General features: G+C 70.0%; 14 protein-coding genes. 5 read left to right on the top strand and 9 right to left on the bottom strand.

The window, feature by feature from the left end; genetic code table 11:
* Window positions 1-2 precede the first annotated feature (2 nt).
* Both ACX80H_RS04450 and ACX80H_RS04445 read left to right on the top strand, forming a co-directional pair.
* Complete coding sequence (locus tag ACX80H_RS04450) at window positions 3-1,007, top strand: anti-sigma factor family protein (protein WP_459311321.1); 1,005 nt, start codon at window positions 3-5, stop codon at window positions 1,005-1,007.
* 107 nt (window positions 1,008-1,114) lie between these two features.
* On the top strand, window positions 1,115-1,519 hold the full coding sequence (locus ACX80H_RS04445; protein WP_459311319.1) for a Sec-independent protein translocase subunit TatB: 405 nt from the start codon (window positions 1,115-1,117) through the stop codon (window positions 1,517-1,519).
* A gap of 18 nt (window positions 1,520-1,537) precedes the next feature.
* Here the strand turns inward: ACX80H_RS04445 and ACX80H_RS04440 are convergent, their stop codons facing one another.
* The 3 genes from ACX80H_RS04440 to ACX80H_RS04430 are packed head-to-tail and all read right to left on the bottom strand — an operon-like array spanning window position 1,538 to window position 4,537.
* Window positions 1,538-2,665: an Mrp/NBP35 family ATP-binding protein gene (locus ACX80H_RS04440; protein WP_459311317.1), complete on the bottom strand. Its 1,128-nt coding sequence runs from the start codon at window positions 2,663-2,665 to the stop codon at window positions 1,538-1,540.
* Window positions 2,662-3,261, bottom strand: a complete 600-nt coding sequence (locus tag ACX80H_RS04435) for a DUF1003 domain-containing protein (RefSeq protein ID WP_459311315.1) — start codon at window positions 3,259-3,261, stop codon at window positions 2,662-2,664. The genes ACX80H_RS04440 and ACX80H_RS04435 overlap by 4 nt, the downstream gene beginning before the upstream one ends.
* Window positions 3,254-4,537 (bottom strand): magnesium transporter MgtE N-terminal domain-containing protein, encoded by a 1,284-nt coding sequence (locus tag ACX80H_RS04430; RefSeq protein ID WP_459311314.1) that lies wholly within the window; start codon window positions 4,535-4,537, stop codon window positions 3,254-3,256. The genes ACX80H_RS04435 and ACX80H_RS04430 overlap by 8 nt, the downstream gene beginning before the upstream one ends.
* Before the next feature lie 164 nt (window positions 4,538-4,701).
* Between ACX80H_RS04430 and ACX80H_RS04425 the strand changes: the two genes are divergently transcribed.
* Window positions 4,702-5,574 (top strand): YflT domain-containing protein, encoded by an 873-nt coding sequence (locus ACX80H_RS04425; RefSeq protein WP_459311312.1) that lies wholly within the window; start codon window positions 4,702-4,704, stop codon window positions 5,572-5,574.
* Between the two features lie 127 nt (window positions 5,575-5,701).
* Here ACX80H_RS04425 and ACX80H_RS04420 read toward each other — a convergent pair whose 3' ends face one another.
* Window positions 5,702-7,276: an aminopeptidase P family protein gene (locus tag ACX80H_RS04420; protein ID WP_459311310.1), complete on the bottom strand. Its 1,575-nt coding sequence runs from the start codon at window positions 7,274-7,276 to the stop codon at window positions 5,702-5,704.
* Between the two features lie 105 nt (window positions 7,277-7,381).
* Here ACX80H_RS04420 and ACX80H_RS04415 point away from each other — a divergent pair, with 105 nt between their 5' ends.
* Complete coding sequence (locus ACX80H_RS04415) at window positions 7,382-8,224, top strand: PHP domain-containing protein (RefSeq protein WP_459311308.1); 843 nt, start codon at window positions 7,382-7,384, stop codon at window positions 8,222-8,224.
* Here the strand turns inward: ACX80H_RS04415 and ACX80H_RS04410 are convergent.
* The 3 genes from ACX80H_RS04410 to ACX80H_RS04400 all read right to left on the bottom strand — a co-directional run bounded on the left by ACX80H_RS04410 (window position 8,217) and on the right by ACX80H_RS04400 (window position 12,623).
* Entirely contained in the window at window positions 8,217-9,113 is an 897-nt protein-coding gene (locus tag ACX80H_RS04410) for a DNA-methyltransferase (protein ID WP_459311306.1), read from the bottom strand. The genes ACX80H_RS04415 and ACX80H_RS04410 overlap by 8 nt on opposite strands.
* Before the next feature lie 6 nt (window positions 9,114-9,119).
* Entirely contained in the window at window positions 9,120-10,781 is a 1,662-nt protein-coding gene (locus ACX80H_RS04405; RefSeq protein ID WP_459313361.1) for a DEAD/DEAH box helicase, read from the bottom strand.
* A 330-nt stretch (window positions 10,782-11,111) separates the two neighbouring features.
* The gene (locus ACX80H_RS04400) at window positions 11,112-12,623 is read right to left on the bottom strand and encodes an RNB domain-containing ribonuclease (RefSeq protein ID WP_459311305.1); all 1,512 of its coding nucleotides are present in this window, start codon (window positions 12,621-12,623) and stop codon (window positions 11,112-11,114) included.
* 257 nt (window positions 12,624-12,880) lie between these two features.
* On the opposite strand from ACX80H_RS04400, the gene ACX80H_RS04395 reads away from it, so the two are divergent.
* The gene (locus ACX80H_RS04395) at window positions 12,881-13,720 is read left to right on the top strand and encodes a ferritin-like fold-containing protein (RefSeq protein ID WP_459311303.1); all 840 of its coding nucleotides are present in this window, start codon (window positions 12,881-12,883) and stop codon (window positions 13,718-13,720) included.
* 99 nt (window positions 13,721-13,819) lie between these two features.
* Here the strand turns inward: ACX80H_RS04395 and ACX80H_RS04390 are convergent, their stop codons facing one another.
* Together ACX80H_RS04390 and ACX80H_RS04385 are read right to left on the bottom strand one after the other, a co-directional pair.
* On the bottom strand, window positions 13,820-14,044 hold the full coding sequence (locus ACX80H_RS04390) for a DUF3107 domain-containing protein (RefSeq protein WP_087076515.1): 225 nt from the start codon (window positions 14,042-14,044) through the stop codon (window positions 13,820-13,822).
* A gap of 49 nt (window positions 14,045-14,093) precedes the next feature.
* Window positions 14,094-14,714 (bottom strand): TetR/AcrR family transcriptional regulator, encoded by a 621-nt coding sequence (locus ACX80H_RS04385; RefSeq protein ID WP_301226605.1) that lies wholly within the window; start codon window positions 14,712-14,714, stop codon window positions 14,094-14,096.
* Window positions 14,715-14,815 lie beyond the last annotated feature (101 nt).

Here is a 14,815-nt window from a genome sequence, read left to right as displayed (position 1 = left end):
CGATGCTTCATCCCCATCGCTCCCTGCAGGACCTCGTGGACGGTGAGCTGTCCGACCGGCGCCGGATCGCCGTAGAGCAGCATGTCGCACGCTGTGCGTCGTGTGCCGCGACGGTCTCGCGCCTCCGGAGCCTCAAGAGCGCCCTGCTGGGCCTGCGGAGCCCGGCCCCGGATCCGGACCTCCAGCGCAGGCTCCTGTCGTCCGCCTTCGGCTCCACCGCCGGCCTGAATACCGGCCTGGATACCGGCCTGGATACCGGCCTGCATGAGGCCCGGACGGGTTCCAGTGCGGCCTTCGTGCGCGACTACCACGCGCGGGCCGCTCCCCGTGGCCGGACGGTGCTCACCGCCGTCGGTGCATCGGCCGCCGTCGCCACCGCCATCCTCGCGAGCGCCTACGTCATGGGCTCCGAGGCGCGGTCCGTCACTGCCGAAGGAGCGGCGACCGGAGCCACCGCACTGCAGGCGCGCTGGGAGTCCGTCGCGTCGCAGACGCCCACCTACCTGGACACCGACCAGCTGGAGACCCTCCGGTCCGGAGGCTGGTACTGCCCTGAGCTCGAATCCCTCGGTTTCCGGCTGCAGAGCGCCGAGGGCATCACGGTCGCAGGCAGGCCGACCCTGGAGATCGTCCTCGAGAACGACGGCGACACGGTCACCGTCTACGAACAGCGGAAGGTCAGCGGGGTTCGCGACGCCGGCGCCCTCCCGTTGAACGCCGTGACCGGCAACATCGTGACGGCTGACGGCTTCGAGCACATCGGCGGCGCCGAGCGCGACGTCTGGGTCCGTTCCGGCGAACCATGGCAGGTGGTGCTCGACTCGCCGTCCGTCACCTACACCGTGGTCTCGACCCTGCCCGCCGCGGAGATGCCGCAGACGCTCAGCCAGCTCGTCACGGCGGAGCATGCCCAGCTGGCCCTGGCGCCGCAGGTCCAGGAGGACTCCATGATGGAGCGGATTCTCCGCGGCCTCTCGATGATCACGCATCCCGGGGAGAACGGGTAGGCGACCCTGCGGCGACGCGGACGGCAGGGCGCCACAGCTCCTGTCCCGCGCGCTCGTGCGGCGCGGGCGAATGTGGCCGGCACTGGCCGGGAAGGTAGTCTTTTCACGTGTTGGGAATCAACGGCCTCGAACTCGTGGTCCTGGCGTTCATCGCCGTCGTGGTGCTCGGCCCGGAGCGGCTTCCGGAGTACGCAGCCCAACTCGCCCGGCTCGTGAAGGGCCTGCGCCGCATGGCCACGGGAGCCCGTGAGCAACTCCGGGAAGAAGTCGGTCCGGAACTGGACGAGGTCGACTGGCGCAAGCTCGACCCCCGCCAGTACGACCCCCGCCGCATCATCAAGGAAGCGCTCCTCGACGACATCGAGGACGTCTTCAAGCCTGTCAGCGGTGGCGCCCCCCAGTCCGGGCCCGCTGCGCCTGCACCCGTCGTCGCCCGCCGCCCCCCGGCCGTACCGATCGGGCCGCGCCTCGAAGCCGGGCAGGCCGCGCCCTACGACCTCGAAGCGACCTAGCAGAGGGCTTGCCCCGTGTCAGCGGAGGCTGACCGGCAGCCTCAGGCCGTCCAGGCCGCGCGGGCGGCGGGTGAGCGTCGAAGCGATCGCCGTCAGCTCGGCTCGGGCCGTCGAGGTCCCTCCGCCCAGGACGAGGGGAGTGCCGGCATCGCCACCTTCCCGCAGGGCGACGTCCAGCGGGATGCTGCCCAGCAGGGGGATCTCCGTGCCCAGCGTGGCCGACAGCCTCGCGGAGAGCGTGCTCCCGCCCCCCGCGCCGAAGAGCTCGAGCCGCCCGCCGTCGGGCAGCTCGAGCCAGGACATGTTCTCGATCACCCCGGCCACGCGCTGCCCCGTCTGCGCGGCCATGGCACCGGCCCGTTCGGCGACGTCGGCAGCAGCACTCTGCGGCGTCGTGACGACCAGGAGCTCGGACGACGGCAGCAACTGTGCAACGGAGATGGCGATGTCGCCCGTCCCCGGGGGAAGGTCGAGGAACAGGGCGTCCAGGTCACCGAAGTAGACGTCCGTGAGGAACTGCTCGAGTGCGCGATGCAGCATGGGACCCCGCCAGGAGATGGGCTGGTTGCCCTCCACGAACATACCGATGGAGATCACCTTCACACCGTGAGCGACCGGCGGCAGGATGAGCTCGTCGACGCGCGTGGGCTGCTGCGTGATGCCCAGGAGGGCGGGGACGGAGAAGCCGTACACATCGGCGTCCACGATGCCCACCCGTAGCCCCTGCGCGGCCATGGCGGCCGCCAGGTTCACGGTCACGCTGGATTTGCCGACACCGCCCTTGCCGCTCGCCACCGCATAGACGCGCGTGAGCGACGATGGGTCGTTGAAGGGGATGCCTCGGCGGCCACCGGCGCCCCTCAGCTGCTCCTTCAGCGCGTCGCGCTGTACCTGGTCCATGACGCCGAGTTCGACCTCGACGTGCTCCACGCCGTCGACGGCGGACAGGGCGGCTTCGGCGTCCTGCGTGATCGTGTCGCGCAGGGGGCAGCCGGCGATCGTCAGCAGGACCCGGATCCGCACCGTCCGTCCCGTGATGGACACGGACTCGAGCATGCCGAGTTCGGTGATGGGGCGGCGCAGTTCGGGGTCGATCACCGTGGTGAGGGCCGTCCGGACGGCCTCCTCGTCGGGTAGGGGGCTCACCGGACGGGTTTCCTCCCGGCGGGCTGGACCTTCGGCATCGCCACGGTGTTCTCCGACGGCTTCCGGGGCTTGCGTTTCTGCAGGGTCAGCTCCTGGCCGTCGGTCGTCTCGAGGAGTTCCTCGAGGATGGAGCGGAGCTCGGAGCGGACGTAGTCGCGTGTCGCCACCTCGCGCAGGGCGATGCGCAGCTCCGCGATCTCCCGCGTCAGGTACTCGGTGTCGGACAGGTTCCGCTCCGCCCGCTGGCGGTCCTCACGCATGGAGACGCGGTCGCGGTCGTCCTGGCGGTTCTGCGCGAGCAGCAGCAGCGGTGCGGCATAGGAGGCCTGCAGGGAGAGCATCAGGGTCAGTGCCGTGAACCCGAGCGCCGCGCTGTCGAAGCGCAGGTTCTCGGGAGCGACGGTGTTCCACGTCAGCCAGACCGCGACGAAGACCGTCATGTAGAAGAGGAACTGCGGGGTACCCATGAAGCGGGCGATGTTCTCCGTGCCGCTGCCGAAGCGGTCCGGGTTCGGCCGCAGGCGCGGGAGGAGGCGCTTGCGCGCCTCCCGGGGGGTGTCGAGTCCGCGTGAATTCGATCGGATCTTCTCAACCACGGCGGTCACCTCGTTTCGCTGCGGAGTTGTCGTCCTGTGCCCGCCAGTCGTCGGGCAGCAGGTGGTCCAGCACGTCGTCGACGGTCACGGCACCCACCAGCCTGCCGTCGGTGTTCACCACCGGCAGCGAGTTCAGGTTGTAGGTGGCGAGGATCCTCGATACCTCGCTCACGTTCGCCTGGTCGCCCACGGCCTCGAGGTCCGTGTCGATGATGTTGCCGAGCGGCTCCGGCGGCGGGTAGCGCAGCAGCTGCTGGATGTGGACCACGCCGAGGTAGCGCCCTGTCGGTGTCTCGAGTGGAGGCCGGCACACGAAGATGGACGATGCGAGGGCCGGTGTCAGTTCCTCGCGCCGGACGTGCGCGAGGGCCTCGGCGACGGTCGCCTCGGGCGGGAGGATGACCGGCACCGTGGTCATGAGGGAACCCGCGGTGTCCTCCTCGTACTCGAGCAGCCGGCGTACGTCCTCGGCGTCGTCGGGTTCCATGAGCTGGAGGAGCTCCTCCTTCTGCGCCTCGGGGAGCTCGTTGAGAAGGTCGGCCGCGTCGTCGGGGTCCATCTCCTCGAGGACGTCCGCCGCACGCTCGCGCGTCAGTGACTGGAGGATCTGGACCTGGTCGTCGTCGGGCAGTTCCTGGAGGACGTCCGCAAGGCGGTCGTCCTGGAGTTCTCCGGCCACCTCGATGCGCCGCTTGTCGTTCATCTCGTGCAGCGCGTCGGCGAAGTCGGCGGGCTTGAGGTCGTCGTGCTGGGCGACGAACTGGGTGGCGCCCTGCGGTTCGTCCGTCGTCCCGTGGAAGGCGTCGAGCCAGCCGATGATGAGTCGCTCGCCGCCGCGGCGGAGCCCGCGCAGGGGAGAGGTAGACCCGCCGCGTCGCACGAACAGCTGGGAGACGTGCCAGTCGCCTGCACGGTTGCGCTCCATCGCGATGTCCTCGACGACGGCGCTGCCGCTGCCGTCGCGCAGGGTGAGGCGGCGGTCGAAGAGCTCGGCCACGACCAGCATCTCCGCGCCGCGCTGCTCGAAGCGGCGGAGGTTGACGAGGCCGGTGCAGATGATCTGGGACGGGTCCATCGAGGTGACGCGGGTCATGGGCACGAAGACGCGTTTCTTGCCGGGGACCTCGACCACGAGGCCCACCACCTGCGGTGTCCTGGTCGGGCCGCGGTCGAGCACGACGGCGTCCCGCAGCCTGCCCAGGCGGTCGCCCAGCGGATCGAAGACATCGAGGCCCAGCAGTCGGGCGACGAAGACGCGTGTCGGGTTGGTAGTCACTGCTCTAGGCTATCCGGCGTGGCGCGCAGGGAGGGCATCGTACCGGCGGAAGACGCACGCCGGCCGACTCAGGCTCCGCCCTGCGGACGGGCGCCGGGCAGCCCGGGAGTTCACCTCCGGCGTACCGCCTCCCATCGGCGGGAGCGGTACGGGAGAATGGACGTATGTCGACACCACCACTTGGAACCACTGCATCCCGCGACCTGGGCCGGGTGTTGCCTTCGGGCGAGACCATCGGCCGGTACACCGGCTACCTCGACGCGCAGAAAGCCGTGGACTACCTCGCCGACAACAAGTTCGCCGTGGAGCGCGTGGCCATCGTCGGCAACGACCTCAAGACGGTGGAACGCGTCACCGGCCGCCTCAGCTACCCGCGCGTCGCGCTCGCCAGTGCCGCGACGGGAGCCTGGTTCGGACTGTTCGTGGGACTGATCCTGAGCCTCTTCGCCGGCAGCGAGGCGGGCAGCACCATCTCCTCCTCGATCGCCCTGGGCGCCATCTTCTGGCTGCTCTTCGGCGTCATCACGTACGCGGTCCAGCGCGGCAAGCGCGACTTCACCTCCACGAGCCAGGTGATCGCGACGAGCTACGACATCATCGTGGATCCCAGCCTTGCAGGGGACGCCCGTCGCCTGCTCCAGCAGCTGCCCATGAACGGGCAGGCGCAGCACCCCGGGGCGAATTCCTCGTCGTGGGGCACAGCACCGGGGCATGCTCCGCAGCAGGCGCCCGAGCGCCCGGCGTCGTGGAACGACCCCTACACCGGCCAACAGCAGCCTCAGCAGCCTCAGCAGCCTCAGCAGCCGCAGCAGCCCGGGACGGCGGAGGGCGAGACCGCCGGTCCCGGCGCCAGTGGGCCTCGCAGGGGACAGTTCCCCGATCTTCCGGATGGACGGCCCCAGTACGGTGTGCGCGTGGAGGACTCTCCCGTCGCGCCGACGTCGGGGACCGGTACGCCCAGGGCATCCACCGGACAGGACGCCGACGGCCAGGAAGCAGGGCCGCACGGCTCCTCCGCCGCCGGAGGTCCGCGCTGATCCGCTGAGGATCGGACGGCACCGGCCGGACAACAGGCCGGAACGGAAAAGGCAGGGACCCTCTGGTCCCTGCCTTTTCCGTTCCTGGCCGTCTCCGGCCCGGGCCCGCATCGTCCGGGCGCGGCGCCTACTCGCTGCCCCAGACGCCGGCCATCCAGTCCTCGACATCGTCCGGATCGCGGGGGAGGGCCGCACTGAGGTTGACCGGGCCGTTCGCCGTCATCAGGATGTCGTCCTCGATGCGCACACCGATCCCGCGGTACTCCTCCGGGACGGCGAGGTCCTCGGCCTTGAAGTAGAGGCCGGGTTCGATGGTGAACACCATGCCCTCCGTGAGGACGCCGTCCAGGTACAGGTCGCGCTTGGCCTGCGCGCAGTCGTGGACGTCCATGCCGAGGTGGTGGCTCGTGCCGTGCGGCATCCAGCGGCGGTGGTGCTGGCCCTCCGGTGCCAGCGCCTCCTCGAGGGACACCGGCAGGAGGCCCCACCGGTCCAGGTTCTCCGCCAGCACGGTGACGGCCGCGAGGTGGACCTCGCGGAACCTGCGGCCGGGTTGCGCGGCGGCGAAACCGGCGTCGGCGGCATCGAGCACGGCCTGGTAGACCTTCCGCTGGATATCCGTGTAGCGCCCGTTGACGGGCAGGGTCCGGGTGATGTCGGCGGTGTAGAGGCTCTCCGCCTCGACCCCGGCGTCGAGCAGGAGTAGCTCGCCGGCCCTGAGGGTGCCCGTGTTGCGGATCCAGTGCAGCGTGGTGGCGTTGTTCCCCGACGCGGCGATAGTGTCGTAGCCGAGGTCGTTGCCCTCCTCGCGGGCCCGGGCGAAGAACGCGCCTTCGACCACGCGCTCGCCGCGCGGGTGCGTGATGGCGCGGGGAAGGGCCCGGACGACTTCGTGGAAACCGTTGACGGTAGCCGAGACGGCGGCTTCCATCTGCTCGATCTCCCAGGCGTCCTTGATGAGCCTCAGCTCGGACAGGGCTTCGGCGAGCACGGCGTCGAGGGCGTCGGCCTTCTCGAGGTCCACGCCCGTGTTGATGCGGGAGGTGTCGACGAGCGCATCCGCGTTGAAGTCGACCTCGCGCAGCAGGCGGATGCTCACGCCGCCGATCGCGGCAACGCCGGCGTCCTTGGTGATGGCGACCTCGAGGTCGGCGAGGTCCGCTGTCTCGAGGGCGAGCTGTGCCCGGATCTGCGCCATCGAGAGGCGCTCGCCGATCCAGAAGCCGCCGTAGCGGGCGTTCGCGTAGAACTCGGCGCTGTCGCGGCCCGCCAGTTCCCGGAAGTACAGGGTGGCCGCGTGATTCCCGCCGTCGTCGCCCGTTCCCGGATCGACGGGCTCGAGGACGAGGACGGCGTCGGGCTCGTGGTCGAGCCCGAGACCGGTCAGGTGCGCGAAGCCGGAGTGCGGGCGGTATCGATAGTCGGTGTCGTTGGAGCGGACCTTGAAGGGCCCGGCCGGGATGACGAGGCGCTCGCCGGGGAAGCGGTCGGAGATGGCACGACGACGGCGGGCCGCATGGGCGGCGACGGGAGCCGTGTCAGGGAGCTCCTCCGAGGCCGGCGCCCAGCTGCCGGCCATGAACGCCTTGAAAGCGTCGGAGTCGGGCCGCTGGGAGCGGTTGTCGTTGCGGTCTGACAGCGGCTGGCCCTCCGGCGAGTCGGTGGGATTTCGGGCTGCGGATGCGGTGTCGTCGGTGCTCACCCCGTCATCGTCTCACCGTCGCCGCGCCGCGGGAAAGTCCGGGCCTCCCGCAGGGCGGGGCGCCGGTGCCGGACGGAGCCGGGAACGGCGCGTAGATTGGATCCGGTGAGAATCGATCTGCACACCCACTCCAACGTCTCCGACGGCACCGAGGACCCCGACGTCCTGATCGCGTCCGCGGCGGCCGCGGGCCTCGACGCCGTCGCACTCACCGACCACGACTCCACGGCCGGCTGGGAGCGCGCCGCCGCGGCGGCCGCGGCGCACGGCATCACGTTCGTCCCCGGCATGGAGGTCTCCTGCCGCACCGACACCGGCATCAGCGTGCATGTGCTGTCCTACCTGCACGACCCGGAGCATGCCGGCCTGCGGAAGGAGATCGGGAGATCCCGCACCGCCCGGCTCACCCGGGCCCGTCGCATGGTCGAGCTCATGTCCGCGGACTTCCCCATCACCTGGGACCTGGTGGAGGAGCATGTGACCGAGGGTGCGACCGTGGGGCGCCCGCACATCGCGGATGCGCTGATCACGCTGGGAGTCGTGACCACCCGGTCGGAGGCGTTCGAGCGCGTCCTGACAGCGCGCTCGCCCTACTGGGTCAGCCACTACGCGCCGCACCCCGCGGAGGCAGTGTCCCTCATCCGGGAGGCGGGCGGTGTCCCCGTCTTCGCGCACCCCTCCGCGTTCAACCGCGGGGCCGTCGTGGGCGGCGCGGTCATCGACGAGATGATCGACGCCGGGCTGCTGGGCCTGGAAATCGATCACCGGGACAACCCGGAGGAGGCCCGGGTGGAGCTGCGGAGAATCGCCCGCGCCAACGGCCTCCTCGTCACGGGCTCCAGCGACTACCACGGCAGCGGGAAACCCAACCTGCTCGGGGAGAACGTCACGAGCGGGCAGGTCCTCGACGCCATCGTGTCGCTGGCGACGGGGACCCCGATCAGCTAGCCGTACTGCCCGGCGGGACCCGGATCCATGGGGCCAGGCGGGCGTGCATGACGTCGATGGCCTGGGGGTTGCGGTCCACGCAGACGAAGCGCCGGCCGAGCTTGCCCGCGACCGCTCCGAGCGTCCCCGAGCCCGCGAAGAAGTCCAGCACCCAGTCGCCCTCGCGGCTGCTCGCCGCAACTGCACGACGTAATAGGCCCTCAGGCTTCTGCGTCGGATAGCCCGTCTTCTCGCGGCCGGTCGGGGACACGATGGTGTGCCACCAGACGTCGGTCGGCAGCTTGCCGAGCGCAGCCTTCTCGGCGGTCACGAGGCCGGGGGCCATGTAGGGTTCCCGGTCCACCTCGTCGCTGTTGAAGTAGTAGCCGGACGGGTTCTTCACGTACACGAGGATGTTGTCGTGCTTGGCGGGCCACTTGCGCTTGGCCCGTGCACCGTAGTCGTAGGCCCAGATGATCTCGTTGAGGAAGCAGTCGCGCCCGAACAGGGCGTCCAGCATGACCTTGGCGTAGTGCACCTCGCGGTAGTCGAGATGCAGGTAGAGCGTGCCGTCGTCCGTGAGGAGCCGCCATGCCTCGGCGAGCCGTGGCGCGAGGAAGTCCCAGTAGTCCTCGAACGCGTCGTCGTAACTCGCCAGCATGCCCTTGACCGTCGAGTAGGAGAGGCCCTTGAAGCCCACCCGATCGCCTGTGCCTCCGGCCGCCCGGACCATCGTGGTCTGCTGGCGGCGCTGCACGCGGCCGGTGTTGAAGGGCGGGTCGACGTAGACCATCGTGAACGCAGCGTCGGGCAGGGTGGCCAGGTATTCCGCGTTGTCCGCGTGCACCACGAGGTTGGCGCCGTCCGCACTCCAGTCGGGCAGTACGGACGGCGCAGGAAGCTCGGTCACCGAGGGCTAGTCCTCTGCGCCGCCGGCAGGCTTCGCGACGACCTCGCCATTGCGTCGGCGGGTTCGGCTGCGGCGCTGGCGGTCGCCCGCCGGGGCCTCACCGTCGCCGGCGGACCGTCGACGGCGTCCGCCCTCGACGCCATCGGCCGCAGGCGCTGCAGGAGCCTCGCTGCTGCGGCTGTCGCTGCGTCCACGGCCTCGTGAACCGCGCGAGCCCTCGCCGGCAGCACCGTCGCGTCGCTGTCCTCGGTCACCGGAACGGCCGCGGCCGCCGTCGTTCCTGCCGCCGTCGTTCCTGGTTCCGTCGTTCCTGCCACCGTCGGAGTGCCCGCCGCCGCGCTTGCCGGTCTCGCCGAGGTCCTCGAGGACCTCGGCATCGATGCCCGCGAGCTTGCGGTCCTTCCGGGGGAGGCGTCCCTTGGTGCCCTCGGGGATGTCCAGGTCCGTGTACAGGTGCGGCGACGAGGAGTAGGTCTCCACCGGCTCCGGTGTATCGAGCCCGAGCGCCTTGTTGATCAGGCCCCAGCGGGGCACGTCGTCCCAGTCGACGAACGTGACCGCCGTGCCCTTCTTGCCGGCGCGTCCCGTACGGCCCACGCGGTGCAGGTAGGCCTTCTCGTCCTCGGGGCACTGGTAGTTGATGACGTGCGTGATGTCCTCGACGTCGATGCCGCGTGCCGCGACCTCGGTCGCCACGAGGACGTCGATCTTGTCGCCGCGGAAGGCACGCAGTGCCTGCTCGCGTGCGCCCTGGCCGAGATCCCCGTGGATGGCTCCGGCCGCGAAACCGCGGTCGATGAGTTCCTCGGAGAGCTTCGCGGCGGTGCGCTTCGTCTTGCAGAAGATGATGGCGCGTCCGCGGCCCCGGGACTGCAGGATGCGGGCCACGACCTCGGCCTTGTCGAGGTTGTGCGCCCGGTAGATGACCTGGCGGATGTCCTTCTTGGTGATGCCCTCGTCCTCGGGATCCGCGGCGCGGATGTGGGTGGGCTGCGTCATGTAGCGGCGCGCCATGGCGATGACGGGGCCGGGCATGGTCGCGGAGAACAGGAGGGTCTGGCGTACCGGCGGCGTCGCGGCGATCAGGGTCTCGACGTCGGGTAGGAAGCCGAGGTCCAGCATCTCGTCAGCCTCGTCCAGCACGACGATCTTCACGTTCTTGAGGACCAGCAGCTTCTGCCGGTACAGGTCGATCAGGCGGCCGGGCGTGCCGACCACGATCTCGACGCCCTTCTTGATGGCCTCGATCTGCGGCTCGTAGGCACGGCCGCCGTAGATGGTGACGATGCGCGCGTTGCGCTTCTTGGCCGCCGTCGTGAGGTCGCTGGCGACCTGGACGGCGAGCTCGCGCGTCGGGACGACGACGAGGGCCTGCGGTGCGCCGGGAACCGGGAGCCTGTCGTAGCCTTCGTCGTCGGGGCCGACGACGCGCTGGATGGCGGGGATGCCGAAGCCGAGCGTCTTGCCCGTTCCCGTCTTCGCCTGGCCGATGATGTCGTGGCCGCCGAGGGCGATCGACAGAGTCATCGCCTGGATGGGGAAGGGGTGGGTGATGCCGGCGTCCGCGAGGGACTCGACGATGTCCGGGCGGACGTTGAAGTCCGCGAAGGTCTCGGCGACGGCTGCGTGCGGCTCCTCGGTGGTGACCAGGGTCTCCTCGACATCGATGACGTCGGAGGAATTGTCGGCGACGAGGTGGTGCGAGTCGGTTGCCGTCGTGTCTGTGTGGTGTGTGTTGTGCACGTTCTACCGTTCATTCAGGCTCTGCGGCCGCTGAGGCTCGACGCCGGGAGAATGTCCCGTGCGGAGCGTATCGGCGGGCGCAGGGCGTCCAGTGGAAGCCGATCGCGGGCTTGCAACTGCGTGCGGGCTGCGGAGGAGACCTGCGCCTGCGGGAAAACTCGGGATCGAGTAGGTACTGCGGGTTATCGACGAATGATAACGACCGGGCATCCATTACTACGCGTTAAACACTACCCTGCCCGCCCGTTTCCGGCGTCATTGCAGGCCCCGGAGAGGCGCGTCCTTCGGTTTGACCTCGAAGCGGAGGCGCCGGCGCACGATGTCGGCCTCCAGCAGCACCACCGTGACGCGCTCACCTGCCACCAGCTCGCCGTAGCACTTCGCCTCGAGCGGCGGTTCGGTGACCTGCACCGTCCCGGACAGGCGCGGTGCCTGCTTACCGGGTGCGTCCTCGACGGCGGGCGGTGACCCCTGCAGGACGACGGCCGAGAACGCCTCGCCGATCCGGTTGCTCAGCAGCGCGGCCTGCACGGCATCCATGGCCCCGGAATCCAGCCGGGATGCGATCTGGTTGGAGGACGCCATCAGCGCATTGAGGTCCGGCAGTGCGGCCCGGACCCAGCCGGGGACCTCCTCGCCCGCGCACAGCGACGCGCAGGTCACGAGCACGAAGCGGTCCACCAGGCGGCGGAGGGGAGCGGTGGCGTGCGCGTAGGGGGCGGCGATGGCCGACTGCACGACGGCGTCGGGCACCTCGCCGTCGAACGCGGTGTAGCCGGCACCCCGGAAGAGCGAGGCCGCGGCGTGCATGAGGGCGAGCTGCCGCGGGTCGGTGACGTCGAGCGTCCGCAGGAAGGCGCCGTAGGGCATGTCCGCCGGCCACGGGTGCTCGAGTGCTTCGGACTGGCGGCGGAACTTGCCGAGCGCCCCCTCGTCGGGCTCGGGCATGGTGCGCAGGATGCCGATGCCGCCGTCGATCATCATGCGCGCCGCGGCCATCCCCGTCATCAGGGAGATCTGCGCGTTCCAGTCCTCGCACGGCAGGGCGGGCTCGGTGAGGATGCCGTAGGTCTCGCCGTCGTGCGTGATCTCCTGGCGCGGCAGGTTGAGGCTTGCTCCGCCACGCTTGAGTTCCTGCTGGAGGCGCCGGATCCCGATCTCGCGGAGCAGGGTGAGCTGCTCGTCGGCGGTACCGGCATCGATGTCCGACTGGACCTCCGCATAGGTGAGCTGGCGCCGACTGCGCACCACAGCCCTGCGCACGGAGGCGGACTGGACGACGGCCTCGGCGTCCAGATGGAAATGCCAGACGAACGCGGGGCGGTCCCTGCCGGGAAGCAGGCTCGCCGCGTCCTCGGAGATGACCTCGGGGTGGAGGGAGATCCGGCCGTCCGGTGCGTACAGGGTCTGGCCGCGAAGCCGGGCCTCGCCGTCGGTGGCACCGCCCGGGCGGACGAACAGCGGGACGTCGGCGATGGCGTACCAGACCTCGTAGCCCGCGTCGCTCCCTCCGCCGGACGCACTGCCGCGCGCGAGGTGCACGGCCTGGTCCAGGTCCGTGGAGCCCGGCGGATCGATCGTGAGGAACGGAATGTCCCGAAGGTCGGCGGACGGGAGTTGGTGGGCCGCTACCGCGTCCGCAGCTTCCTGCAGGACGACATCGGGGAAGTCCTCGCGGATGTCGAGTTCCTCGCGCAGCGCCCGGAGCGACTCGGCGAGGCGCTGGTGGGACTCGCGGTCCCGGAGGTCCATATGCTGTGCTGGCACAGGCCTACGGTAATGCACGCCCCGGACATCGGGCACGCTCCGCCGCGCGGGAGCCCGGACGTGCAGTCAGGAAGCGGATGTGCGGAGGGACTCGACCGCCCTCAGGACCCGCCGCTGTCGCGTGTCCGCGCCCTTCGCCTGCAGGATGGGACCCTCGTGACCCGGACGGCCAGCATAGACCGCGGACGGCGTCCCGCAACAGACCCGGACGCCGTCCTGCAGGTTGCCCCGGGCCTTTGATTGCGTACTCTTGCAGAATGAACAACGGCTCCTCCGACAGTACGGCCCTCTCCGCCACCGAGCCGCACCGCACCGCGTCCTTCGGCTCGCCGGGAGCGCCCGCGCCGGCGGGCTCTGAGTCGGATGCTGCCGCATCAGGTGCCGCTGGATCGGCTGCTGCCGGATCTGCTCCTGCCGGATCAGCCGGGGTTGCCGGGGACGCCCTCACCGACCCCCGCTACGCGCGCTTCGTCGCCGATCTGCTCGGCGTCATCGCCTACGGCGAACTGTCGGGCTTCGAGCGGCTCTCATCGGATGCGCGGTTCTCACCCAGCCTCGCGGACCGGGCGAACCTGGCGCGTCTCGCGGTGCAGGAATTCGAGCACTTCGAACTGGTGGGCCGCTTCCTCTCGCAGCTGGGCGTCGCGGTGGAGGATGCCATGGCGCCGTTCCAGGCGTCCGTCGACGCCTTCCATGAGCGCACCCGCCCGGGAGACTGGTACGAGTCCCTCATGAAGGCCTATGTCCTGGACGCGTTCTCCGGCGATTTCTACCGGGCCCTGGCGGACAGCCTGGACCCGCGCACCCGCGAGCTCATCAGCACGATCAACTCGGGTGAGGGCGCCGCGCACCTGCAGCGACGCCTGAAGGAAGCACTGTCCGAGGACCCGCGGCTCGCCTCGCGGCTGGCGCTCTGGGGGCGGAGGCTCGTGGGCGAGGCGCTCACGCAGGCTCAGCGGGTGGGCATCGAACGCGAGAACCTCGCGGGCCTGCTGTTCGAGGACGAGGCGCACTCCACGCAGCACACGACAGCCCTCTTCTCCCAGCTGACCCGCAACCACTCGCGTCGCATGAGCGCACTGGGGCTCACCGCATAGGCCAGGCATGGCAGGGCCTGCACTCGGAAGTGCAGGCACGAAAAGACCCGCGGCGGCGGCATGCGCCGTCCACCGCGGGTCTCCTCGGGACTGCCGGGACTAGAGCGCGCCGAAGCCGACGCGCCGCGTCTCCTCCGCACCGATCTCGACGTAGCCGAGGACGGATGTCGGGACGATGACCTGGCGGCCCTTGGAGTCCTTGAGGCGCAGCTCGGAACCGCTGCTCATCGCCTGGGACACCAGTTCGGCAATCGCATCCGCGCTCTCGGAGGACTCGAGGATGATCTCCCGGTTGACGTTCTGGATACCGATCTTGACTTCCACGGCGCATGCCTCCTGTGTAGTGAACCTGTGATTCGTACCGAAACCTACCCTAGATCTCCTTGGGGAAGCGGCTGATTCCGCGCCAAGCTAAACGGTAGATCAGCTCCGCCGCGGCATCGATGTCGAGGCTGCCGTCGGTCTCCAGCCAGTAGCGCGCACTGATCTGGGCCATGCCCGCGAGGCCGCGTCCCAGCAGCGTCGCCTCCACCATGGACAGCTGGGTGTCACCGGCGATCACCCCGGCGATCGCGTTGGCGAAATGCGCATTGAACTCCTCGAGGCGGCGGCTGACATCGGGTTCGTTGCTGATGTCCGATTCGAAGACGAGCCGGTGCGCCTTGCTGTCCTGCGCGATGAACTGGAAGTAGGCCCGCATGGTCGCGTGCACGCGCAGCTTGTTGTCGTCCGTCGAGCGGATCGCGTCGACGAGCAGCTGCGTCAGCTCCGCGAGATGACTGTCGAGCAGCGCGAGGTAGAGGTCCCGCTTGCCGGGGAAGTGCTGGTAGAGCACGGGCTTGCTGACCTTGGCCGCCACGGCGATGTCGTCCATGGCCGCACCGTGGTACCCGTTGCCCACGAAGACCTCCTGCGCAGCCGCCAGGAGCTGGCGCCGGCGCTCGTCTCGCGGCAGCCGGGGGGCTTTTCCTGCGGCGGTCGGTTCATCACTCACGTGGGGCGATCCTCGGTTCAAAGGTCAGGGACGTCCGCCCAGTTTACCCACCGACCCCACACGGCATCGGCCCTCCGCGCTCGCGATGCAGCCGGCAGAAG

The sequence above is a fragment of the Arthrobacter pasteuri genome (genome assembly GCF_054510955.1).
Note: the sequence above shows the minus strand (reverse complement) of the source record. Positions and strands in the feature narration are given on the sequence as shown.